Genomic DNA, 22,302 nt, shown 5'->3' with positions numbered 1-22,302 from the left:
TCCCTGAAAGGGGCACTAGCAACATACGATTGCTAGCGCGCATACACGACTGATTCTTGGTCTCCCGGCACCTCATTTCCACCGGCGCTCGCTTCTAGTTCTTGTATGCAGCAAGGGCGGCTACTCTTTGGCAATCCTGTTCTTAGTCACCACGGACCGCCACTTCCCCTGCTCTCTTCCGATGAACGCTGCAAAGTCGCTGTTTCCCAGTTCAAGCGGGACGCCCCCCAGAGAGGCGATTCGTTCCACGAAATCTCTCTCATTGACGATGGAATGAATCTCTGCGGAAAGCTTCTTCACAACGGCATCGGGCGTTCCTCGTGGAGCCAGAACACCGAACCAGCCACTCGCCTCAAAGTTTGGCACCCCACTCTCCGCCACAGTTGGGACCTTGGGAAGCATCTGCGTTCGCTGTTTCGATGTGACAGCAATCGCATTCAGCTTGCCAGACTCAACCATTGGCAGAAGAGTGTTGAGGTCGCCAGACATGAACTGGATTTGTCCGCTCACAACATCGTTCATCGCCGGCGATGCACCTTTGTACGGCACATGCACGATGTCTACGCCCGTCAGGGATTTCAACAACTCGCCGACCAAGTGGTTTGTGGTCCCTGCGCCAGGAGATGCGAAATTGACCTGCCCCGGGTGGTCCTTCGCATACTTGAGAAGGTCGGACATGCTTTTGATTGGCAGGTCCTTGTTCGTGACAATGAGAAATGGGACAGACGCGACGCCGGATACCGCGACAAAGTCCTTGCTCACGTTGTACGGTACGGACGGGTCGAAGCTTGGCAGAATGGCTATCGGACCGTTGCTACCAAATAGCAATGTCTGTCCATCAGGCCGCGCCCGTGCCACTGCCACCGTTCCGATTGCGCCGCCCGCCCCAGGTCGATTATCCACAACGACGGGCTGCCCAAGACGTTGCCCGAGTTTCTGCGCAATCAGTCTCGCCACCGTGTCGGTCCCGCCACCTGCTGCCAGAGGAACCACAAGTCGGATGGGACCACTTGGATACGTTGAGGCGCTGGCCTCCAGACCACAAATGCAGGCGCTAGCGGCCAGAGCTATACGCAAGAGTTTGATGAACTTCATAGTCTCGCCTGGTCAACTGCAGTAACGAAGGCCGTCGTCGTGCATCCACGCAAGGACGGCCAGGCACAGGGAGCGCTTTACGAGTAGCGCTTGCGGAACAAGGGGCGCAGTTCGTCAAGCGGGGCCTTGCTCTTGATGAGGTCCCGCATGGTGTCCTCAGCTTTGCCGATTTGCTCGGCTTCATCAATGAGTTTCTCGATGAGTTCTGCAGGAACCACACAGATACCCGAGTCATCGGCAACGATGAGGTCACCTGCATGCACAATGATGTCGCGGAGCACGACCGGGCCGTTGATTTCCATTGCTTCCATCCGGTACTTGCCGGTGATGGGAGTCACCCCTACGGACCATACGGGGTAATCAATTTCCCGGATTGCCGGAACGTCGCGAACCGCGCCATTGACGATGGCGCCTGCAAATCCTTGGGATTTCGCGACGAGACACGACTGACCGCCCATATTGGACACATCGGGATTGCCACCGAAGTCGGCCACAAGCACATCACCTGGCTCGGAAGGGTAGTAGTTCTCGCGGGTGGACATCTTGATGGGGTCCTTGTCGTAGTATCCCTGCGTCGGCGTCTTGCGTTCCGGAATAGACCGCAACGTAACTGCGTTGCCCACGACCACTTTTCCAGGAATGAGCGGCTTGAGGTGAGATGCCGCCACAACCCCGCGGATTCCGTATCCGTCCAGCATGTCCGACACCGTAGTCGTGGCGTCCGGAAGCGCGCGATAGCGCTCGATAATCGACTGGGGAGTACGGGCGAATTTGACCTTGGTAAAGCGCTCAACTGGAACCTGACCCCAGATACGGCCTGCTGCCTTGTATTCCTCGTAATCTGCTTCGACTTGCGTGCGCGACATGCTTTGCTCCATTGCTAACGGGATGAAAATCGGTTCGATGTAGACGTCCTGAACAAGGGTACGAACCCTTGCACTGCCCACGAAGCAAAGATACATGTTTTCTCTTGTGGAGAGAATAATTATTTTTCTTCCAATGGAAAACCCCTATAATGCGCTTGCAGATGCACTGGCATCCTCTGTGACGTTTGCTCCACCACGATGCCTGACGCGAGCCATGGGGCCGCGCGGATGGAGCTTCAGTCAGGTATGTTCCGCGGGATTTCGGCGAGGCCTCGCCAGCCCGGCCTGCACGAGAAAACACATCAAATGAACACCCCTTTGCCTCAAGAGACAGATGAAGAAGCAGGTCCAGACACTGAGAATGTCGAGTCGACGAGTTCGCAGCGAGTAGGTCCGTTTGCTAAGTTGCTGTCAGTGCTGGACCTGTTTTCTGCCGAGCGGACGAGCGTCAACATTGACGAGGCGATAGCGTTCTTGGGCGTAGGAAAGTCCACCGGTTACAAGCACCTTAAAGACATGTGCGACTCCGGCCTTCTCGTACAGCGCGGCAAGGGTGAGTATGCGTTGGGTCCGCGAATCATTGAGCTCGAACGACTGCTCCAAGTCTCCGACCCGTTTCTCATCGCGGGCAAAGCGGCTATGGTGGTCGCCGAGGAGCTTTGTGAGAATCGTGCTCTGATGCTATGTACGCTCTATCAGAACAGGGTGCTTTGTGTGCATAGCGTCGGACCGGAGTCCATCCGCTATGGCAAGGAGTACATGCGCATCTACCGAGCCCGCGGTACCGCGCTCCCCTTGTTCAAGGGCGCCGGCTCGCATGCAATCCTGGCTCACTTGCTCCCACATCAGATTCGCTCGCTGTATTTGAGCAATGCCTCAGAGATAGCGATGGCTGGCTTGGGCAGCGAATGGAAGGACTTCCGTTCTGCTCTGGCGAGAGTGCGCAAGGCAGGCTTTGCGACATCCGTCGGGCAAATAAACCCAAACATGCTCTCAATCAGCGTGCCTGTATTCTTCGACGAGAGAGTCCATGGAAGCTTGCTGCTTTTGACGACCAACTCTTCCGAAGAGAAGGCCATGGTCGACCAACTTGCTGGGCAACTAACCAGGATTGCTGGCCGAATTGAGCAGCTCATGGCCGAAGGAAGCTTGGTGTAACTTCGGCGGAGCGTTCACCTCCGACCTGATTTAAGGCGGTGAACTCCGCCCATCAAAAAAAGCAGTTCCTTATGCGCAGTGGAACTAGGGGCAATCCAGCGAAGAACTTGGCTCAGGCCAGGAAACAAGTACCTCGCGAACGCAACGCCCGTATTGGTCGGGAGAGTTAGGACCAGCGCTCGTGTGGTTCCACAAACATGGTCTCATCGCCAAGTATGCGGTCGCCAATCGACAACGCGCGTTGCAACATTTCCGTCAGCCTGTTGACCGGCACTCCATCCAAACGAAACCCACAATAGAGGTTCCGCTGCCGGTAGGTTAGTTTCGCGCGACTAAGTCCGGCTTCGAGCGCGGAGATAGAGGCAACGTGGACATGCTGTACCCCGCGCGAAATCACACGAACGTTGCATTCGAGGCCTATCCGCCCCAGTTCCGCAACGTCGCGCCAGGCCCTTGCATAGTCGAGCTCCATCTCCACGCAGCGTGAGCTGCGAAGTAGACGCATCGCCTCCGCCTTCGAATAAGCGACCACGCAAATTGTGTTGCTAGGACCTTGCACGACATCACTCACTAGGCAGCGTTACTCGACTTTCGCGCCAGATTCCTTGATGACACGAGTCCAACGCACAGACTCACTCTTCATGTACTGCGTGTACTGTTGCGGCGTCCCTCCAAGAATTTCGGAGCCCTGCTCTTGGAGCTTGGTGCGAACCGCCTTGTCCTCCAGCGTCTTCGCAGTTGCCTCACGCAGGCGCGTCACGATTGCTTCCGGCGTGCCCTTCGGGACAAGGATGCCTTGCCATGCGCCCATGACGAGGGAGTCCAGTCCGGTTGCTTCCTTGATGGTGGGTACGTCGGGCAGGATAGGCGTGCGCTTGGCACTGGTAATGGCCAACGCCTTCAGTTTCCCCGCCTTGATATGAGGTGCCGCCTCATTCAGCGGTAGGAACATGAACTGCGTGCCCCCAGAAATCAAGTCGGTAATCGCAGGCGCACTACCTTTGTAAGGCACATGTGTCGCCTGAATGCCCATCTCCTTGGCGAAAAGAGCCCCACCCAGATGCAGCAGAGCACCCGACCCCGAAGACGCATAGTTCAGCTTGCCAGGATTCGCTTTGGCGTTGGCCACGAGCTCCTTGACGTTATTCACCGGCAGGCTCGGCGTGGTGACAAGAATCAGGGGGATGTTGGCGGTCAGGCTAATCGGCACGAAATCAGTGAACGCGTCGAACTGCACGTTCTGGTAAAGCGATGGCGCCAGTACGATAGCCGAGGTACTGTAGAAAATGGTGTAGCCGTCGGGCGCCGCTCGCTTCGCTTCGGTAGCCGCAATGTTGCCTCCTGCTCCGGGCTTGTTGTCGGGGACGATTGAAGCAGATAGCTGGGAAGCCAGCCCTTGCGCAACGATACGCGCGTTGATATCGGCAGAGCCGCCAGGAGGAAAGCCCACGAGCATGCGAACCGGCTTGTTCGGATACTTGTCCGCCGCAACAGCCGCGGGAGCAATGAAGGTGGTCGAAAGGATGGCCACCGACGTGGCAAGCAAGATTTTGTTCATGTAACTGTCTCCGGAATGCAGTGTTTTTTGTTTAAGCGGTCTGCTTGAGCAGCCACTGAAGCGCGTCTTCCAACGTGGGGTTCTCGCCCACAGGTTGAACGTCTATCGCTGCGGCCGTATTCGCGAAGCGTGCCTCCACTCCGGGCAGTACAAGGGAGGTCAGTCCGGAACCTTGCAGTTCCTTCTGCGCTTCTGCGACTTCATGGGTCCGCCGCTTCGCATGAATCGTGTGCGTGCGAACGAGCATGTTGATGAAATCCTCAAGCGGGCTGTCGTCGATGTCCTTCAGGACGCCATACAGCTTGTCTCGGACGCCTTGCTTTTCCGCGGCCATCAACAGCTCGACCGACAAGGCCTCCATGCCTTTGGTGAAGACGCTGCGCAAGACCTTCAAGGAAATGGCATCACCAGCTGCGCCTCCCTGGACAATCCGTGCATTGCCGCCCGCCTGTTGGATGAGTTTCGAGAACTCGGCGGCGCTGTCCCCCGAACAGAGCAGCGGCGTCCGCGCCCACGCCAGCGAGATAGCCCCCATCACTGCGACATCGGCGTAGCCCAACCCCTTAGCCTTTGCCCGAACAGAGGCCACACGCTTGTCTGCGGGACTCGCTGTCGTCAGGTCGGCATAGCGAGAACCCAGCTTCATGTGCTCAAAGCACTGGCCAGCCACGTCCAAAGAGACGGCGCCGAAAACGCAGGAGAGTACCCAGTCCGCCTCTGCCAGCCATGGGCCAACGTTCTCGTGCACTGAGACTTCAAGTTTGTTGGCCAAGTCCCGGCCACCTTGCGACAAACGCGCGTCGCAAAGCTGAAAGGTCGTTCCGGGAATCGTTGCGAGTGCGGTCACGTAGCAGCGACCAACTTCGCCTAAGCCAATGATTGCGATGTTCAAGACTGTCTCCTAGCTGTTCAAGCCGGAGAGTACAAAATAAAAACAGTCAGAACAACGCGAATCGAAAGAAACGAGGGTATACGTGGTCATCTGCAGCTCGAAAGCGAGGCAGATGTAGGTCAAAGGACGCTTAGTGTTCTATTTTTGTACCGAAACATCCTGCCCCTGGAAACTGTCCAGGCGGCGACTCATGAATCGTTGGTTCGAGACCAGGAGATGGACCGACATCATTTGCTCGGCCAGGTCGCCGTCATGCAGTTCGACGGCCATGGTGATATCCCGGTGATGCTGAAGGCTTCGGAGCAGGTCTTCATGCTCGTAGAGGAAGAAGGACCGAGTGATGATGGGCATGTCAATCATCGTCTCCAGCATGGTTCTCAGGCGCTGCGACCCAGCAGCGTCGAGCATCAGCCGATGGAAGCGGCTGTTCGCAGCCTGTACTTCTGCGATGCCATCGTCTGAGTTGCCGGCGTTCGCTATGGCCGCGGCCATCTGTTCGTTGCAGTCTTTGAGCTGGGCAATGGTTTCCGCACTCGCTCGCTCGGCCGCAAGCCGAGCCGCGAAGGGCTCCAAGCGAATCCGCAGACGGAACATGTCTTCAATGTCCCATCTGGTCCACCCAGCTACGAACACGCCTCGACCTGCCTCCTGGACTGCCAGCCCATCATCGATAAGGCGCTTAAGCGCGGCACGTACCGGAGTACGGCTGACCCCCATGTCGTCGGCTATGTGCTCTTCCTTCAACTGCGTACCGGCCGTGTAATGGCCAGCCACAATGCGCTTCTTCAGCACTTCGTAAGTCTGCTCGCTGCCCTTTTTCATCGCTTTTCTTTCTTTTCCTAGTGCCCGACCACGAAAACCGCGCGCCCCGCGCCGGCCGCAGCGCTTGCTGACGCGCCGCCATCGTACCAAAGCCTGAGAATTGGTTAGCCAAGCCCTCACGGCCGTTCAAACCGAGCAACTGTACTTTCGCTGTACACACAACGTCCTCAGATGCCGGAAATTCCCACGTATACCCGTAGATTCACCATATCCTCTTGCCGCTTATTGTTTTTATTTTGTACCATCCGCTCACCAAGCAATGGTACTACCGCATTCACACAGGAGACAGCATGTCGGCGAATGAACAGCAAATCGAGCGTCTGAAAGGCCTCGGCACCGCAACCATCCATGAAGCCCAAGGCCAAAAAGGCGCCCTGGACTCGGGGCTTAAGCCGCTAGACCCGACGTTGCGTATGGCCGGCCCTGCTGTCACGGTGGACATCCGCCCGGGTGACAACCTCATGATTCACTATGCGCTCACGAAGACAAAGCCCGGCGACGTGCTTGTTGTGGACGCCAAGGGCTTCTTGGAAGCCGGACCTTGGGGCGACATCCTGACCTTGGCGGCGCTCGAGCTTGGCCTGGCCGGTCTCGTCGTCAATGGTTCGGTACGCGATGGGAACGCCATCATCGACATGGGATTCCCGGTGTTCTGCCGCGGCCTGTCCATCAAAGGCACAGGAAAAAACCAACCTGGCAAGGTCAACGTGCCCATCCATTTCGGCGGCGTGCAAGTCAATCCGGGTGACATCATCGTCGGCGACCGGGATGGCTTGGTAGCCGTGTCGCCTGATGAAGTCGAAGGCGTCATCAGCAAGAGCATCGAGCGGGAAGATAAGGAAGAAGCCATGCGAGTTGCCCTGAAAGAAGGCAAGACAATGGTGGAGCTGCTGAACCTGCGTGAAACGCTGAACCGCTTCGGACTTCAGTAAGCCAATGCGCCCGCTCCCGGGCGCATCGTTGTTCTCGCTCAGCGCTCGCAGAAGCGCCCTTCCCATTTCCAGGAGACATTTCATGCACTTTATCTTGCGCATGCTGGTAGCGCTCGCCGCCGGCGCTACTGTATCAACGGCAGCCAGCGCCGCGGAATACAGCGGCCCCGTCCGAATCGTCGTGCCATTCGCAGCAGGCGGTGCGACCGACGCCCTTGCTCGGCTTCTTGCACCTGGGCTCGCCAAGGAATTGGGGCATACGGTCGTCGTCGAGAACCGTCCGGGCGCCAGCGGACAGATTGGCTCCGCATACGTCAAGAATGCTCCCGCTGATGGCTCGGTCTATCTGCTGGCGCTAGACCACTCGGTGGTGATTGTTCCTCTTATCACGCCCACAGCCGGCTATGACGCCTTGCGTGATTTCTCGCCTGTTGGCACCGTTGCACGTTTTCAGTGGGCCCTATCAGTGCCCAACTCGAGCCCGGCAACGACACTTCAGCAATTCATGGACGTTGCCAAGAAGGACGCCTCCAAGCGCAATTTTGGTGTGCCTTTGATGGGTGGCATGCCAGACCGCATCGGTGGCACCATTGGCAACAAGGCGGGTATTGCGATGGAAGCCATCCCATTCAACGGGTCCGCGCAGATGATGCCGCAACTGATTGGAGGACAGCTCGCTTCAGGTGTTACCGGTTCTCCCGAAGCGGTAACGATGTCACGTGCAAATAAGGTTCGCCTATTGGCGGTCACGGGCGAAAAGCGCTCGCCTTTGCTGCCTGATGTACCTACCTTCTCGGAGGCGGGCGTGCCGGGCCTGAATCTGAACAGTTTCAATGCCTTCTTCGCCCCTAAGAAGCTCCCCGCGCCAATTGCAGAGAAATTCAATGCGGCTCTCCGGAAAACCCTTGCCGACCCCGAGGTCCGGAAGCAGGTCAGCGACATGTCCCTTGACTTGGTTGAATCGGCGTCCATACCGGAGGCAAAGGCCGAGTTGGAGCGTACCTATCGATTCTGGAACTCCGTAGCTTCGGTCAAGCAGTGACGCCAATGGACCCACGTGATGGCAACTATGGTGACCCGATGACCAACCCACATTCAGCCGGTGGCGAGGCGCCCGGCTTCACCATGCCGGCGAACGCATGCGACTGCCATATGCATGTCTTCGATTCATCGCTGCCATTTGCTGCCAACGCCGTTCTGACACACGAGGCGGCCACTGTCGAACAGTACAGAAGCCTTCAACGACGGCTCGGCAGTACTCGCAATGTCGTGGTCCAACCGTCGTCATATGGCACCGACCATCGGGCCATGTTGGCAGCGCTAGCGCAATTCGGTGATGCTGCGCGCGGCGTAGCTGTTGTCACACCAGAGACGCCAGATGCTGAACTGGAAGAGCTCGCCGCCTCCGGTGTAGTGGCCGCCCGGCTGAATCTCGTTCAACGAGGCGCAACAGATGTGGCCATGGCGCGACCACTGGCATCGCGGCTTCGAAGACTCGGTTGGCACCTGCAGGTTCACATGAAGCCTGAGGACTTTCTCAACGAAGTCGACATGCTGTTGGCGCTGGACATCGACGTGGTAGTGGACCACTTTGCTCGAGTCTTTTGTGACAGAGAACTGGCCCCGTTGATGGAACGTTCCGTCCTCAAGCTGCTTGCCAGTGGACACGGATGGCTCAAACTGTCAGGCGCATACATGGCTGTGCCAAGCGGCAGCCACGACCTGGGCGAGCTGGACAACTTCGTTGCCGCTGTCAAGGAGCTACACACGTCAAGGCTCATTTGGGGCACAGATTGGCCACATGCAACTGAAGTAGAGAAGCCAAACGATGCGACGTTGGCGAATCTCCTAGCCACGTGGTTCCCGGAAGCCACCACTCGGCAATCAATACTGACGACGAATCCGGCGCGACTCTACGGCTTTCGCGACTAGAGACCAAGCCCAGACCTCCTGAGCGGTCTGTTGGCTCAAAGTTTCAGAAGGCGTCCGGGGAGTGAAGTCTCCAAAGCGACCGGACGCCATTTTTTTGAAAAAATACTAGCTTTTCTGGTATTGATTCGTCTTACGTCTCTTCTGTCTATCGCGTGAATCACCCTCCCTTCTCGCGGAACGGTAAAACGTATTGGACTGCCGACCTTGATAATATAATTTTCGTTAATATTTTATTTTCTAAAATTTATTAAATCGTTATTCCAAATCAATATTAGATATAGTTAACTCCCGGCGATATACTCAACTGTCATCCGTCGGCCGACCACAACGGCGACCCGGCGTGTAGCCAGCCCTCCAAGAGAGGGGGCTGTTGGGATGACCGCTCCATTGGTCGGCTGAAGACGACAGCGATGGAGGGAAACCCGGTCACTGTGGGGAAGAGTTGAGAGGACCGGCACGCAGGCGAAGATAGTGCGTGACTCGAATGACTGTCGGAATCATCCAAGTTAGGTATGACGGAAGGAGCAGATGCGCTTAGCGTGCTGAGGGGCCTGCGGCTATTCCTTTCATATCTGAAGGAAAGATATCCTCACAAAATCATATCTATATCCCTACATGAGGATATGCTTAGGTTATTTCTTGAGCCTCTTTCTTAGCTTACACTTTGCTCCCGGAATAACCCTCGCGTACCTATCCGCTACGCCTACATCCGAACGCAATAGTCTCACCTGGAACTGCTTCGCAGTGGGCAGCCAGGGCGGAGAGTACTGTGTTGATTCCCGCAGCGGCGGTATGATGCTTCGGTTGGCTTCGAGAAGCCTGTCCCTCTACGTAACGCCCCGTGGAAAACGAAACCTACCTGCAGTTCGACGCCCTGCAAGCCCTCGCCCGTCGCACAGATGCCGTAACAGCAGACTGTGCGTGCGGTGCACCTGAGCTCGATGAATGGACTTCGGTACCCGTCTCCTTCCCAGAGCAGCAGCTTCGCGTCATCGGCACCCTGGTCCGAGACGCATACACCGAAGCAACCTATGAGGAATATCACCCTCAGGGCACCACTCTCTGGTCAGCCGAAGCTCCTATTGCTCCCCTCTACTTTCCTTACAACCGCTGCACCGTCTCGGAGTGCGAGGTTTGCGAGCGTGCATATCTACGCTACGTAGAGGGCGGCGGGTACTTCGTCGACTCGCGCATACGACGACTGAGAGCGAGTGTACTCATGGACGCCCCACTCTCGATTTGAGGGAGAGCGCGAGCATTGGCCAGAGCTCAAAGTGCGGCCAATGCTCATATTAGCGGGGCCGAGAATTAGGCGCCCTGCCTCCAAGCCGAGAGACCCAGAAGCTCGAGCGTCGTACGCCCCTTGGTCAACTCGTCCATGATGCGCGCTTCCTTGTCGAAGCGGCCCTGCCCGCTATCCAGCGTTGCATTCACGTGCGCTGCGGGGATAACCACCACACCATCGTCGTCGGCGACCACGAGGTCACCAATCGCAACAGGCGTGCCAGTGAAGCTCAGAGGCTGGCCGACCGACGGAACGCTGGCCTTGATGGTGCCGCGGACCGAGATACCACGGGAGAACACGGGGAACCGACGGGCGGTAAGCGCCGCAATGTCGCGGACACCTCCATCGATAACCAGGCCCACTACGCCAGCTGCCTCGGCGGCAACCGTCAGAACCTCGCCCCAGTAGCCGGCCACGAAACCGCCCGTCTTCACGACCAGTACGCTACCACGCGGCACCTTCTCCATAGCCACGTGAATGGCCAAGTTGTCGCCCGGCGAGCATTCCAGCGGATATGCAGGGCCAGCCACGGAGGCTCCAGGCCAAATCGTGCGGACCAGCGGGTCAACGGACGCCGTGGCGATGCCGGAGGCTTCGAACAGGGTCGATGTACCCAGCTTGCGTGCCTGCTCCAGCTGAGCGGCGCTGTAGGGATTTTGCGATGCGGACATCATGCCTTCCTTTGCAGCGTGTGGTAGCCCAGTGCTTCACGCGCCTGGCCGAGGGTCTTGCCTTGAGCGATTTGCTCGCGAATCTTCGATTCCACACCTTCGATGCCGCGAGCAACGTCCGCGACTTCACGGGCGCGACCGCGCGGGACCACAACCACTCCATTGGCATCAGCGACGACGATATCCCGTGCGGCGACGCGAGCGGTGCCGATAGACACAGGCACATTCACGCCTTCAACCTGGACGCGGTCCTTGCCGGTGCGCATGAAGCGGCCACGCGTGAACAACGGATAGTTGTCGCCCAGCGCCTTCGACACGTCGCGGCACACGCCGTCGATGACGGTGGCGCGGATGCGACGCAGACCGGCGTACTGGGTCATGATGTCACCCCACACGGTACAGTCGGTGCGGCCATCGTTGTCCAGCACGACAATGTCGCCTTCTGCCACGTCATCGATGAAATCGCCAACCGAGCCAGCCGGGGTTGTTGCCGAAACGTACTTGACGGTGAAAGCCGGGCCGATGATGGTGCCCTTGTAGTTGTCCAGCGGCGCAATGCCGAGGCACTGGCCAGGAAGGCCCAGCTTGTCCATAGCATCCGACACGCCCGGCGTGTCCAGACCTTCGAACAGAGCAATCAGCTCCTTGTCTTCTGCATTCATGGCAGGTGCGCTCATTTCGTGTCCCCTTGATTGATAGCTTCGAATTCCTTGTCGTGCATGACTTCGGCGACAGAGCGACCTGCGCGCACAGCTTCCACCATGCCGTCCTGGCGACGGGCAATACGCTCGCCCATGTCGAGCACTTCCTCGATACGTGCGGCCGGGACGAAGACCGTGCCGCAGCGGTCGGCGATGACGTAGTCGTCTTCGTGCACAGTCACGCCACGAACTTCCACAGGCTCACCGGAGCCGGTCTGGATGACGCGGTTGCGCGCGCTAATCATCGTGATACCGCGGCCATACACCGGGTAGCCAATCGATTCGCTGCCCTCGATGTCACGGCTGAAACCGTCGATGACAGAACCGCGAACCTTCTTCGACACGGCGGCGTTGGCAAGGATGTCCCCCCAGCAGGAAATTCCGTCGATGCCGCCTGAAATCACGAGAATGCGGTCGTCAGTCGTCACCGCGTCGATGACTGGAGAAATCAGGTGGACCGTCGGCTTGGCGTCAGCCTTCGGGCCGAGCTGAATCGTGCTGGCACGGCCGACAATCTTCGGGCAGTCCCACAGCGGACGCAGGCCATGCGTGGCGCCGGGCATCCCCAGAAAGTCGAGTGCGTCCGAGACGGTATTGGTGTCGAGCCGCGCAAGGCGCTCGAGCAAGGAAGGGTTGCTCTTCACTTTCGTTCCTCTATTGATTAGCAGTTCCAGGTAGTTGCTCTTGCCTCGGGACACATTGCCCATTTGCAGTGCCGTTCCTTTAGCGCCAGAGCTTCAGTGCCGAAGGCGCCGCATACATTTGCAGTCGCTCGCCGCTATCGGCCAGCGTCCCGCTCGTGTTGCGGTAGAGCCGGATTTGACGGTTGGCAGCGTCTTGCACCAGCACGGCGCTCCCGTCCGGCGAGAAGGCATGGCCCTGCAGCCATTGCCCGCCGACGACCTGTGCCGTCGGACGCAGGCGGCTGTCTTCGATGGTGAACAAGCGGTAGCGCGCAGTCCCATGGAAAGGCGAGTTCTGCGGCTTGTTACTGCCGTCAATGACCGTCACGCCAAGCGACCGGCTATCAGGGGAGAAGAAGATGCCTTCCGGTGTCTGGCCGACCGTCACCGTGTCGACGACGCGCGGTTGCTTGGCTCGCAGGTCAATTAGGCTGATAGTGTCGGCATCGCCCTGGCCGCCACCAAGGTTGGTCACCGCAGCCCAGGAACCATCCGGCGAGATGTCTAACCCATAGGGACGAAGGCCGGCGTAGACCTCGCGCTGTTCCAGCGTGACCGAGCGGCCATCGATTGCCAGCAGGCTGACCCGGTTGTCACCGTCCCGGCTAACCAGCGCACGACGTCCGTCCGACGTGAAGGCGACGTGTGCCGGACCGGCCTTCTCCCCCAGTTGAACCTTGCCAACGACTTCCACCTTCTCGCCCTCGATGGAGAGGACCGACACCGACCCCTCGGTGCGATTGGCCACAAGCGCTAGATTGCCCGCCCGGTTGATGGAAATGCCCGATGCGCCGGCGCCGGTGTGGACGCTTCCAACGACGCGCGGACCCGTAGCGCCGCTAGGGTCTAGCGCCACGATAGACACCAGGTCGTAGGTCACCACTTTCGACGCATCGGCCGGGTCACGACGGGTCGATGCACTGACCAGCGCTACACGCCCGCCAAGGGCGATGGCAATGGAGCTCGGCGGCCCCACCAGCGATGTCGGCATGGTCACTTGCTGCGCCACCCGCAATTGACCTCCGGACAGTTCAACGACCGCCAGGGAGTCGTCTGCCTTCCGAACAACCGGCTTGCCGTCGTTCAAGCCTGCGCGGCCGTCCTGCACCGACAGGTAGTACGAAGCCTGTTTCTGCGTTGACGGCGTAGTCGCGCAGGCCGCCAGGGCCGCTACTGCGACGACTACCAGGGCATAGCGCGGGAACATCATCGAGACGTGGGACATTTTGGTCGCCTCTTCGTCATTCGATGTTCGCGCCGGACAGCTTGACGAGCTTGCCCCACTTGTCGATTTCCGAATCAACAATCTTCTTGAACTCGGCCGGCTTATTGCCGACCGGAGTGGAGCCCTGGTCCGTCAGGTTCTTGCGCACTACCGGGTCTTGCAGCACCTTCTGAATGCCGGCGGCCAGCTTGTCGACGATGGCCTGCGGCGTATTGGCCGGAGCAAAAACGCCGTTCCACAGCGTCACCTCGAAGCCAGGTAACGATTCCGAAACGGACGGCACATTGGGCAGGCGTGCCGAGCGGCTCTTCGTGGTGACAGCTAGCGGACGCAACTTTCCACCATCGATGAACGGTAGGATTTCGACCATCGGTGCGAACACGGCTTGAATCTGACCGCCAATCAGGTCAGCATTCGCCGGTGCGCCACCTTTGTAAGGGACGTGCAGCATGTCGCCATGGGCCATGCTATTGAACAACGCGCCCGACAGATGGGAGGCAGTGCCATTGCCCGCGGAGCCATAGGTAATCGGCCCCTTTTTCTTCTCCACGTATTCGATGAACTCAGGCAACGTTTTCGCTGGGACGTTGTTGCTCACCACAAGCACGTTCGGAATCAGAGCAACTTGCGAAACCGGAATGAGGTCCTTGCGCAGGTCGAAACCCATGTTCTTGTAGAGCGTCACGTTGGAGGCAATCGTGCTCGTTGCCATCAACAGCGTGTAGCCATCCGGATTCGCCTTCGCAACGTAGGCTGCGCCGATATTGCCGCCGGCACCGGCGCGGTTTTCCACGATAATCTGCTGCTTGATTTCCTTGCCGAGCTTCTCGGCCAGCAGGCGTGCGGTCGAGTCGGTGCTGCCGCCAGCAGCCAAGGGCACCACCAGCGTGATGGGCTTCTGAGCGGGCCATTCGTTGGCATTTGCGGTCAGGCTCGCAATCGCCGCGCAAGCGGCGACAGCGACGTGGGTGAAACGTCGAGTCATGGTTGTCTCCATTGGTGGTTTTTTCTTTACGAATGCGCTGAGAGGTCAGCGCATCCGCAAATCGGCTTTAATGCCAGCCCATCGCTTGTTATTGGGGGTCGCAATGGTGCTTAAAACTGCGGAACGTTCGGACTTCTCCTACTCACGTTCGCTGGTCACAGAGACAGTGCCTGCGTCGGCATCGAGTTCGATGTAGTCGCCGGTTGCGATTGCCGTTGTCGGGTTCTGGTCCAAGCCGGCAACAACGGGAATGCTCCCGATAATCGCGCCAATCGTTGTGATGGGCTCGGGGTCCACCTGGATGAATGCCACAGGCGCGGTGCCGCGAGAAACCATGTCGTAAATCTTGTACGAGCCGCCCGTGGAACCCTTGCCGGTGCGGAACACGAGCACCTTGCCAGCAATGTTCACGCCTTCGAGCTCGTGTCCAGGTTCCGTGACAACGCCCGTATAGTTGTCTACGCCTCCATTGAAACTGATGGCTTCGCTCGTCACCACCGCTTCACCCTTGGCCTTGCCAGTGACAATCTTGCGGCCCTGCAAGACAAATTTCGTGGTCGTCATGATGCTTACCTCCAGACGCCAGCGACGGCGGCGTTCATGACTCGTTGCAGATTCCCGTAGTGCGTGGGCAGGCCAAACTGACCCGGCGCATAGAACGCCATCTTTGCGGAGTTGGTCGTGAGCGTTTTGTAGCCCTTTGCGGGTGCAATCACGCGACTGCGTGCCAGGAACGGGCAGGTTTCGCGCACCACGACGCCGCCTGCATCTTCGATGGCCTTGATGTAGCCCATGCGCTCAGCCATCGCGTACATCGCACCCGCCGTGGTGACCCACAGGGTGATGTCCTTGTGAACCGTCTTGCCTTCCAGCGCTTCTGCAACTTCGCGGATTTCCTGGACCGACGCATTGGGACAGCCAACGAGAATCCAGTCCACGTGGTCGGTAGGCTCCTTGTTCAGTGCGGCCTCAGCTTGCTCCTTCTCTGCCTGGCCGAACACCAGCACCTTTTCTGGTTCGCCGCCGCCGAACGCTTCCTCGAGCGTCGGGGCTTCCGGCGTCACGCCCACCGCGTGGAACATGCTCACTGCGCCCGAGGCGGCCAGCGCCGCGCTCAACGCTTTGAGCTCTTCCAGCGTCGGCGTGGTCGGGATGCCAGTGAACACCGGAGTGTCCTGGCCAGCAATCTTGCCGGCGAAGTAGCCGAGCGTGCCGTAGTCCGTCATATCGCTGAGAGGCACTTCGACCTTGATGAGGAACTTACCGTAGCGGTTTTCCTTCAGGTGAAAGCCATATTCAGGCGTACGGCCGGTCAGCGCCGATGCAAGTCCGCTCGGACCACCTTCACGGTTGGTGCGCGCACCGCAGACGGAGTTCGCGTAGACCACTGCCGACGATTCGCCCCAGGCCATGTGCTCACCGAAACGCGGCGAGTTGCCGGTCAGGTAGGGAATACAGGTGTTGCAGGTGTTCGCGCCCATGCCGGCGTAGGCATCCGTGAGCCGCGTCTGCAGGACTGCATCCGACTCGGGAATGCCGATGTCTTTCCATTGGGTCGGGTCGACGGCCGTCGGGTTGGTGGTGACGCGGGTGACAAAGGTACCGCCTTGCTTGCGGATGTCTTCCACGAATCGCGTGCCCGCCTCTTCGGCGACTAGCACGGAAGAGCCAGCCATGTGTACGTTGTTGACCGGAATGAGCCGGGCGGCTCCGAAGCTCTCGCCCAAGGCCACCAAGATTTCCATGGCCTTTTTGACGGCGGGACCTTTGTCCCCATTCAACATCTGAGTTTCTTCTTCAGTCAGCAACATACCGATGTCTCCGTGTTCTCCCCTACCGCAGTTGCGGCCTATGGGGCCCGGGAAGCCAAGCTATCCGCGGATTGAAATCGTCGCGTGCAGCCCCACGGATGACCAACGTGATGCCAAGTGTTTCTGCATCGACACAGCTGTGTGGGGAGCACCTTCTTTTTTGGGCCGCCATCGCAGGCAGTCGAGGTATGGATGCATTTTGGTACTCGATTTGTGGAAGAAAAAGCGATAAATTGGAATCCATAAACATTCCTTTTTGCGATGTATCCGGGAAAATTTCAGGAGACGACATGTGACATTCAAGCAACTCGAAGCGATTTACTGGGTGGTGCATCTGGGCGGATTTGCCCAGGCCGCTAACCGAATGCACACGACCCAGTCCGCAGTTTCGAAACGCATCCAGGAGTTGGAAGCACTATTCGACACCCCTCTATTCGACCGTTCGATGCGCTCAGCCCGACTCACCGAGAAGGGGGAAGAGATGTATTTGTTGGCGAAACGGTTACTGGAGGAGAGAGATGCCGCAGTCGAGCAGTTCCAGCGTCCCGAAGTACTGGAGCGCCACGTACGCGTGGGCGTCACGGAACTGACAGCGATGACCTGGCTGCCGCGCCTCATTGGCGCGATTCAGGAAACGTACCCAAGAGTCATCATCGAGCCGCATGTCGATGTGAGCGTGGTGCTCCGCGACAAACTACTCGCGGACGAGGTCGACCTCATGGTGGTTCCTGAAGTCTTTGACGACCACCGATTTGCAGCGACACGCGTCGGCGCTGTGGAAAACGCCTGGATGTGCAAGCCCGGTTTGGTACCCCGCCGCAAGCGGCATCAGATGCATGAACTGGCTCAACAGCGGTTGCTGGCTCAGGACAGCCGCTCGGGGACGGGCCAACTCTACAACAGATGGCTACATGCCCAGGGTGTTACATCGGAGAACGTCCTGTACAGCAATAGCGTCGTTGCAATCATAGGACTGACCGTGTCGGGGATGGGCGTCAGCTACCTTCCCAAGGCTTGCCTTGCCCCGATGGTCGAAGCTGGCGCGCTTGAAGTACTTCAAATCAGCCCAGCGCTTCCGCCAGCGAATTACGCCGCAGTCTGCAAGATTGAGAGGAAGAGCGTGCTGCTCTCTTCCATCATCGAGTTGGCGCAGAGCACATGCGATTTCAGCCGAATGTTCCAGACCGATTGATGTGTGCCGTAAACAGAAAAGGGACCTGCCCTACCGCAGGTCCCAAAATGGTCAAAACAACAACGTTTATAAAACTCAGAATGACCTCGGCATGCCCAAGATGTGCTCGCCCACGTACGAGAGAATCAGGTTGGTAGAAATGGGAGCAACCTGATAGAGGCGCGTCTCGCGGAACTTGCGCTCAACGTCGTACTCGGCCGCGAAGCCAAAGCCACCGTGGTACTGCAGACAGGCGTTGGCAGCTTCCCACGAGGCATCTGCAGCCAGGAGCTTAGCCATGTTGGCTTCCGCGCCGCAGTTCTGATGGGCATCGAACAGCTTCGCCGCCTTAAAGCGCATCAGGCTGGCGGCTTCCACATTCACGAAAGCTCGAGCGATGGGGAACTGCACGCCCTGGTTCTGCCCGATGGGCTTGCCGAACACTACGCGCTCATTGACGTACTTGGTCACCTTGTCGATGAACCAGTAGCCGTCGCCGATGCACTCGGCTGCAATCAAGGTGCGCTCGGCGTTGAGGCCGTCCAGAATGTACTTGAACCCCTTCCCTTCTTCGCCAATCAGATTCTCGACAGGAATCTCCAGATTGTCGAAGAACAGTTCGTTGGTCTCGTGATTGACCATGTTGAGGATGGGTTGGACGGTCATGCCGTTACCAATCGCGTCTCGCAAGTCCACCACGAAGATTGACATGCCTTCCGACTTCTTCTTCACTTGGTCGAGCGGCGTCGTCCGCGCCAGGAGAATCATCAGGTCCGAGTGCTGTACGCGCGAAATCCAGACCTTTTGACCGTTCACGACATACTTGTCGCCCTTGCGTACAGCGGTGGTCTTGATTTTCGTGGTGTCCGTTCCGGTAGTCGGCTCGGTCACGGCCATCGACTGCAGACGCAGTTCGCCGCTGGCAATTTTCGGAAGGTACAACTGCTTCTGCTCGGCGGAGCCGTGGCGCAGCAGCGTTCCCATGTTGTACATCTGGCCGTGGCACGCGCCAGAGTTACCGCCCGCGCGGTTGATTTCTTCCATAATCACGGAAGCCTGCGTCAGGCCAAGCCCGGAACCGCCATACTCTTCTGGAATGAGGGCAGCAAGCCAGCCAGCTTCCGTCAGTGCATTGACGAACTCCTCTGGATAGCCCCGAGCCTCATCAATTTTACGGAAGTACTCAGCTGAGAATTGGCCGCAGAGGTCGCGGACGGCTTCACGGATTTCTTGATATTCGTCGACGGTGTTGAGCACGGTTGTCTCCAATCTTGTAAAAAGTTAAGCCAGTTCTGCGGACGCGGTCATGGCGAGCGCTCCGTCTTCATGACGAATCCAGAGTTGGATGGTCTTGCCATCTTCCGAGCGCTTTCCACACACGGCGATGCGTTGCGGCACAAACGTCGGGCGGACCCCACGGAACGAAAAGGTCTTGACGGTCTCATCCGGGAGATTCTGACGGATCAGTTCCAGCATCAGAAGAGCCTGCAGCGGGCCGTGGACAATCAAGTCGGGATAGTGCTCAACATCGCTGACGTACGGCTTGTCGTAGTGGATGCGGTGACCATTGAATGTGAGTGCGGAGTAGCGGAACAGAAGAACCGCATCCGTCTCCACTTGCTGCACCCAGTCCTCATCCGTGGGAGCTGCCACCGCCTCCGCAGCCGGTGCGCCCGGAACGGCGGCTTCCCGATAGACGATGTCGTGCTCCTCCGTAATGGCAAGGCCGGAGGGTCCGTAGTACTTGTGCTCGACTGTCACGAAAGCCAGCGAGCCGGTACGGCCAGATTTCGCGTTGACATCCAGAATCGTCGAAACCTTGTTCGAGAGATTTCCGATGCGAAGTGGTTGATGGAAGGTGAGACGACCACCCGCCCACATACGGCGAGGCAACGGCACCGGAGGCAGGAAGCCGCCGCGACTGGCATGACCATCGGCACCAATCTCGGAGCGGCGATGCAAAGGGAGAAAGTACAGCCAGTGCCAGAGAGGAGAAATCGCTTGCCCTCGGCGTACCGATGGGACGTCGTAGTCGAGCGTCGCAGATAGTGCGGCAACAGGAAATGCAGTGATTTCGTCTTGGGATTCCGTCGTCCTTCCGACCCACTGCTTCAAATGCTCAACGTCCATGGCTTTCCTCAGGTAGAACTGCTCGGACTCCACTATGCACGCGGCACGTGTTCACGAAAATTCGAAAGTTCGGAACGTGCCGTTCGGCCGGACGGAAAGCAGTTGTGAGTCGAAGGAATCCGAATGCAGCATTCGGAAATCGCGGATTTACTCCTAGGCCTTGCGCCACCAGCATGTAGCTATGACAACGCGCACATCCAGGCCCATGCAAGTACAGATTCGTTGCCGCTCCCGGGTATCACTCCAACGCCTGGTGCCCGCCTTCCCAATGTCTATCACCGCGGACAGCGGCGAACTGTCGTTGACCCGGCGAGGCTATGTCCGCACATTGCGAGTCGGGCAGCGGATTGCGGTGCCTGCATTCGAGCAGGTGGACCTGCTTCTGACCGGAAGCCTGTTTCGGCCGACAGCATGCGTTCTTGCGCTCGGAGACGAAGAAGTCACGGCAAGCGCTCATCCGTGCATTGGCTGGATAGACCACACCGCCAGAATGGAACTTCACCAAATCCGGGCTCTGATTTCTGGAACCGTTTTCCAGAATCCCCAGGAGACGTGGAGCGCGAACCGCGTCGCCAGCATGATGCATACGACGCCACGCAAAATTCGTGCAGCGCTGTTCGCCCAAGGCGACGCACTGACTCACCTCTGCCGCACGCAGCGGCTCATGAGAGCGTTGTTCGACGCCTTCCAGCTCGATTTGTCAGTCGCAGACTTGAAGCGCCGCGTTGGATGGGGGGCAGACAAGGACCTTGAGGCAACGTTCCAAGATTGGTTTGGCGTATCTCTGGATACCGTGGCTCGTCTTCGAGCATCCAGTTGGTAATGGGAGAGACCATGAGAAACAGCATCGGACGGTCTGTCCCTGAATGGGCCAATGGCAATCGTCTGAGACCATTCAACGGCCTCACGGCAACGCCAGAGGTCCATCGACGAGCACCTGCGAGCCTGCGAGTGTTCCCGAGAGGCACGCCAAAGCTGCTTCGCTCGATTCGCGAGGGTCTTGACGCCGCCTGTGTGCGAGATGGGTCGGTCATATCCTTCCATCATCACCTCCGAAATGGCGACGCTGTGGCCAACGCTGTTCTCTCGGAGGCAGCGGCCATGGGACTACGTGGTCTCACCGTCGCCGCCAGCTCGATTTTTCCGGTCCACGCGCCTTGGGTCGAACTCATCCGGGCAGGCGTCATCAGCCAAATCTACACCGCATACGCTGCGGGGCCGGTAGCCGACGCGGTGGGCCGCGGGGCGCTTTCCTCGTTGATGGTGATGCATACGCATGGGGGTCGCGCGAGGCTGATAGAGTCCGGAGACCTACGTATCGATGCAGCATTCGTCGCAGCCCCGACGGCGGACGCCATGGGGAACCTGAATGGCGTTCAAGGACCGTCGGCATGCGGAGCGATGGGCTACGCATTTACCGATATTGCTTATGCTTCGACGGTTGTTGCTGTCACGGACAACCTCGTGCCCTACCCCGCTTGTCCTATCGCTATCAGCCAGGACTTTGTGGACTATGTTGTACCGGTCGCCTCCATAGGCGACCGCACACAAATTGTGTCTGGCACTACCCGACCGACCGACGAACCTATTGGACTGGAAATCGCGGCCACCGCCGCCAAAGTCATTGAAGCGACAGACTTACTTAACGAGAACTTCGGGTTCCAGACCGGCGCTGGCGGCATCTCGCTCGCCGTCGCAGCGTCTCTTAGTGACATCATGCTTCGCAAGGGAGTCACCGGCAGTTTCGCTGCTGGCGGAATCACGGGCTACCTGGTTGATATGCTCGAAAAGGGTCTCTTTCGGAGCCTATTCGACGTTCAGTGTTTCGATTTGCGCGCAGTCGACTCCTTTCGGGACAATCCACGACACGAGGCGATGTCTGCCTCTATGTATGCCAACCCTTGGAACAAAGGTGCCGTCGTAAGCCAGTTGAGCGCGATGATTCTGGGCGCATCCGAGGTAGACCTCGACTTCAATGTGAACGTGACCACTGCGAGCGACGGACGAATCATCGGCGGGTCAGGCGGACATAGCGATACGGCCGCAGGCGCGGCGCTCGCCATCGTCACTACTCGTCTGCGCGCAGGACTTGTTCCCAAAATCGTCGAGCGCGTGCGAACCGCGACGACGCCTGGTCAGAGCATCGATGTGGTGGTCACGGAGGCGGGTGTCGCAGTCAATCCGCTTCGCCCCGACATTCGCGACCGTCTGCTTTCCGCAGGATTGCGTGTCGTTTCTATCCAGCACCTGTTTGACTTGGCAAGCCGCGGGGTAGAGAAGAGGGAAGCGAGTCCGTCCCGTTCGGACGACATCGTCGGCATCGTCGAGTACCGCGACGGGACGGTCCTCGACGTCATTGGACGTATCTCTGAGTAGGGTTAGGCT

22 protein-coding genes are annotated in these 22,302 nt (G+C 58.5%); 8 read left to right on the top strand and 14 right to left on the bottom strand.

All coding sequences use genetic code 11. From position 1 onward, the window contains the following. Positions 1-120: 120 nt before the first annotated feature. Together GA566_RS29250 and GA566_RS29245 are read right to left on the bottom strand one after the other, a co-directional pair. On the bottom strand, positions 121-1,095 hold the full coding sequence (locus GA566_RS29250) for a tripartite tricarboxylate transporter substrate binding protein (protein ID WP_160475053.1): 975 nt from the start codon (positions 1,093-1,095) through the stop codon (positions 121-123). Between the two features lie 77 nt (positions 1,096-1,172). Further along, entirely contained in the window at positions 1,173-2,057 is an 885-nt protein-coding gene (locus tag GA566_RS29245; RefSeq protein WP_237380904.1) for an RraA family protein, read from the bottom strand. Between the two features lie 210 nt (positions 2,058-2,267). On the opposite strand from GA566_RS29245, the gene GA566_RS29240 reads away from it, so the two are divergent. Beyond that, on the top strand, positions 2,268-3,119 hold the full coding sequence (locus tag GA566_RS29240) for an IclR family transcriptional regulator (RefSeq protein WP_160475052.1): 852 nt from the start codon (positions 2,268-2,270) through the stop codon (positions 3,117-3,119). A 580-nt stretch (positions 3,120-3,699) separates the two neighbouring features. Here GA566_RS29240 and GA566_RS29235 read toward each other — a convergent pair. The 3 genes from GA566_RS29235 to GA566_RS29225 all read right to left on the bottom strand — a co-directional run bounded on the left by GA566_RS29235 (position 3,700) and on the right by GA566_RS29225 (position 6,391). Continuing rightward, positions 3,700-4,677 (bottom strand): tripartite tricarboxylate transporter substrate binding protein, encoded by a 978-nt coding sequence (locus GA566_RS29235; protein ID WP_160475051.1) that lies wholly within the window; start codon positions 4,675-4,677, stop codon positions 3,700-3,702. A gap of 31 nt (positions 4,678-4,708) precedes the next feature. After that, positions 4,709-5,569, bottom strand: a complete 861-nt coding sequence (locus GA566_RS29230; RefSeq protein ID WP_160475050.1) for an NAD(P)-dependent oxidoreductase — start codon at positions 5,567-5,569, stop codon at positions 4,709-4,711. A 138-nt stretch (positions 5,570-5,707) separates the two neighbouring features. After that, positions 5,708-6,391 carry a GntR family transcriptional regulator gene (locus GA566_RS29225; protein ID WP_160475049.1) on the bottom strand — a complete coding sequence of 228 codons (684 nt, stop codon included), beginning with the start codon at positions 6,389-6,391 and terminating at the stop codon, positions 5,708-5,710. 290 nt (positions 6,392-6,681) lie between these two features. Here GA566_RS29225 and GA566_RS29220 point away from each other — a divergent pair, with 290 nt between their 5' ends. From GA566_RS29220 to GA566_RS29210, 3 genes are all read left to right on the top strand, one after another. Continuing rightward, entirely contained in the window at positions 6,682-7,323 is a 642-nt protein-coding gene (locus tag GA566_RS29220; RefSeq protein ID WP_160475048.1) for a 4-carboxy-4-hydroxy-2-oxoadipate aldolase/oxaloacetate decarboxylase, read from the top strand. 82 nt (positions 7,324-7,405) lie between these two features. Continuing rightward, positions 7,406-8,365, top strand: a complete 960-nt coding sequence (locus GA566_RS29215; RefSeq protein ID WP_237380902.1) for a tripartite tricarboxylate transporter substrate binding protein — start codon at positions 7,406-7,408, stop codon at positions 8,363-8,365. 5 nt (positions 8,366-8,370) lie between these two features. Further along, positions 8,371-9,255, top strand: coding sequence for an amidohydrolase (locus tag GA566_RS29210; protein ID WP_160475047.1), 885 nt, complete (start codon positions 8,371-8,373; stop codon positions 9,253-9,255). Positions 9,256-10,563: 1,308 nt separating this feature from the next. On the opposite strand, the gene GA566_RS29205 is transcribed toward GA566_RS29210, so the two are convergent. The 7 genes from GA566_RS29205 to GA566_RS29175 all read right to left on the bottom strand — a co-directional run bounded on the left by GA566_RS29205 (position 10,564) and on the right by GA566_RS29175 (position 16,616). Then, on the bottom strand, positions 10,564-11,211 hold the full coding sequence (locus GA566_RS29205) for an RraA family protein (protein ID WP_202126982.1): 648 nt from the start codon (positions 11,209-11,211) through the stop codon (positions 10,564-10,566). Continuing rightward, positions 11,211-11,873: an RraA family protein gene (locus GA566_RS29200; RefSeq protein ID WP_160475128.1), complete on the bottom strand. Its 663-nt coding sequence runs from the start codon at positions 11,871-11,873 to the stop codon at positions 11,211-11,213. The genes GA566_RS29205 and GA566_RS29200 overlap by 1 nt, the downstream gene beginning before the upstream one ends. Before the next feature lie 11 nt (positions 11,874-11,884). Beyond that, positions 11,885-12,556 carry an RraA family protein gene (locus GA566_RS29195; protein ID WP_370459384.1) on the bottom strand — a complete coding sequence of 224 codons (672 nt, stop codon included), beginning with the start codon at positions 12,554-12,556 and terminating at the stop codon, positions 11,885-11,887. A 79-nt stretch (positions 12,557-12,635) separates the two neighbouring features. Then, positions 12,636-13,820, bottom strand: a complete 1,185-nt coding sequence (locus GA566_RS29190; RefSeq protein ID WP_160475044.1) for a YncE family protein — start codon at positions 13,818-13,820, stop codon at positions 12,636-12,638. Between the two features lie 16 nt (positions 13,821-13,836). After that, positions 13,837-14,805, bottom strand: a complete 969-nt coding sequence (locus GA566_RS29185; protein ID WP_160475043.1) for a tripartite tricarboxylate transporter substrate binding protein — start codon at positions 14,803-14,805, stop codon at positions 13,837-13,839. A 138-nt stretch (positions 14,806-14,943) separates the two neighbouring features. Further along, the gene (locus GA566_RS29180; protein ID WP_160475042.1) at positions 14,944-15,369 is read right to left on the bottom strand and encodes an aconitase X swivel domain-containing protein; all 426 of its coding nucleotides are present in this window, start codon (positions 15,367-15,369) and stop codon (positions 14,944-14,946) included. A 5-nt stretch (positions 15,370-15,374) separates the two neighbouring features. Further along, a complete protein-coding gene (locus GA566_RS29175) occupies positions 15,375-16,616 on the bottom strand; it encodes an aconitase X catalytic domain-containing protein (RefSeq protein WP_160475041.1) in 1,242 nt (413 codons plus the stop codon). 98 nt (positions 16,617-16,714) lie between these two features. Here GA566_RS29175 and GA566_RS29170 point away from each other — a divergent pair, with 98 nt between their 5' ends. Both GA566_RS29170 and GA566_RS29165 read left to right on the top strand, forming a co-directional pair. After that, a complete protein-coding gene (locus GA566_RS29170) occupies positions 16,715-16,912 on the top strand; it encodes a hypothetical protein (RefSeq protein WP_160475040.1) in 198 nt (65 codons plus the stop codon). Beyond that, positions 16,909-17,808, top strand: a complete 900-nt coding sequence (locus GA566_RS29165; protein WP_160475039.1) for a LysR family transcriptional regulator — start codon at positions 16,909-16,911, stop codon at positions 17,806-17,808. Before GA566_RS29170 ends, GA566_RS29165 begins: the two co-directional genes overlap by 4 nt. A gap of 75 nt (positions 17,809-17,883) precedes the next feature. Here the strand turns inward: GA566_RS29165 and GA566_RS29160 are convergent, their stop codons facing one another. Both GA566_RS29160 and GA566_RS29155 read right to left on the bottom strand, forming a co-directional pair. Beyond that, entirely contained in the window at positions 17,884-19,044 is a 1,161-nt protein-coding gene (locus GA566_RS29160) for an acyl-CoA dehydrogenase family protein (protein WP_160475038.1), read from the bottom strand. A 24-nt stretch (positions 19,045-19,068) separates the two neighbouring features. Then, the gene (locus GA566_RS29155; protein WP_160475037.1) at positions 19,069-19,917 is read right to left on the bottom strand and encodes a MaoC family dehydratase N-terminal domain-containing protein; all 849 of its coding nucleotides are present in this window, start codon (positions 19,915-19,917) and stop codon (positions 19,069-19,071) included. Between the two features lie 268 nt (positions 19,918-20,185). Between GA566_RS29155 and GA566_RS29150 the strand changes: the two genes are divergently transcribed. Together GA566_RS29150 and citF are read left to right on the top strand one after the other, a co-directional pair. Then, positions 20,186-20,740, top strand: coding sequence for a hypothetical protein (locus GA566_RS29150; protein ID WP_160475036.1), 555 nt, complete (start codon positions 20,186-20,188; stop codon positions 20,738-20,740). Further along, on the top strand, positions 20,740-22,293 hold the full coding sequence (gene citF, locus GA566_RS29145) for a citrate lyase subunit alpha (protein ID WP_370459383.1): 1,554 nt from the start codon (positions 20,740-20,742) through the stop codon (positions 22,291-22,293). Before GA566_RS29150 ends, citF begins: the two co-directional genes overlap by 1 nt. Positions 22,294-22,302 lie beyond the last annotated feature (9 nt).

It is taken from the genome of Cupriavidus sp. SW-Y-13 (genome assembly GCF_009793345.1).
Taxonomy (GTDB): domain Bacteria; phylum Pseudomonadota; class Gammaproteobacteria; order Burkholderiales; family Burkholderiaceae; genus Cupriavidus.
Note: the sequence above shows the minus strand (reverse complement) of the source record. Positions and strands in the feature narration are given on the sequence as shown.

Coding starts and splice junctions, on each gene's coding strand:
- GA566_RS29250 (WP_160475053.1), bottom strand. CDS start 1,095: ATGAAGTTCATCAAACTCTTGCGTATAGCTCTGGCCGCTAGCGCCTGC.
- GA566_RS29220 (WP_160475048.1), top strand. CDS start 6,682: ATGTCGGCGAATGAACAGCAAATCGAGCGTCTGAAAGGCCTCGGCACC.
- GA566_RS29170 (WP_160475040.1), top strand. CDS start 16,715: ATGACCAACGTGATGCCAAGTGTTTCTGCATCGACACAGCTGTGTGGG.
- GA566_RS29240 (WP_160475052.1), top strand. CDS start 2,268: ATGAACACCCCTTTGCCTCAAGAGACAGATGAAGAAGCAGGTCCAGAC.
- GA566_RS29215 (WP_237380902.1), top strand. CDS start 7,406: ATGCACTTTATCTTGCGCATGCTGGTAGCGCTCGCCGCCGGCGCTACT.
- GA566_RS29225 (WP_160475049.1), bottom strand. CDS start 6,391: ATGAAAAAGGGCAGCGAGCAGACTTACGAAGTGCTGAAGAAGCGCATT.
- GA566_RS29155 (WP_160475037.1), bottom strand. CDS start 19,917: ATGGACGTTGAGCATTTGAAGCAGTGGGTCGGAAGGACGACGGAATCC.
- GA566_RS29245 (WP_237380904.1), bottom strand. CDS start 2,057: ATGTATCTTTGCTTCGTGGGCAGTGCAAGGGTTCGTACCCTTGTTCAG.
- GA566_RS29185 (WP_160475043.1), bottom strand. CDS start 14,805: ATGACTCGACGTTTCACCCACGTCGCTGTCGCCGCTTGCGCGGCGATT.
- citF (WP_370459383.1), top strand. CDS start 20,740: ATGGGAGAGACCATGAGAAACAGCATCGGACGGTCTGTCCCTGAATGG.
- GA566_RS29205 (WP_202126982.1), bottom strand. CDS start 11,211: ATGTCCGCATCGCAAAATCCCTACAGCGCCGCTCAGCTGGAGCAGGCA.
- GA566_RS29190 (WP_160475044.1), bottom strand. CDS start 13,820: ATGTCCCACGTCTCGATGATGTTCCCGCGCTATGCCCTGGTAGTCGTC.
- GA566_RS29150 (WP_160475036.1), top strand. CDS start 20,186: ATGTCTATCACCGCGGACAGCGGCGAACTGTCGTTGACCCGGCGAGGC.
- GA566_RS29175 (WP_160475041.1), bottom strand. CDS start 16,616: ATGTTGCTGACTGAAGAAGAAACTCAGATGTTGAATGGGGACAAAGGT.
- GA566_RS29180 (WP_160475042.1), bottom strand. CDS start 15,369: ATGACGACCACGAAATTTGTCTTGCAGGGCCGCAAGATTGTCACTGGC.
- GA566_RS29235 (WP_160475051.1), bottom strand. CDS start 4,677: ATGAACAAAATCTTGCTTGCCACGTCGGTGGCCATCCTTTCGACCACC.
- GA566_RS29200 (WP_160475128.1), bottom strand. CDS start 11,873: ATGAATGCAGAAGACAAGGAGCTGATTGCTCTGTTCGAAGGTCTGGAC.
- GA566_RS29210 (WP_160475047.1), top strand. CDS start 8,371: ATGGACCCACGTGATGGCAACTATGGTGACCCGATGACCAACCCACAT.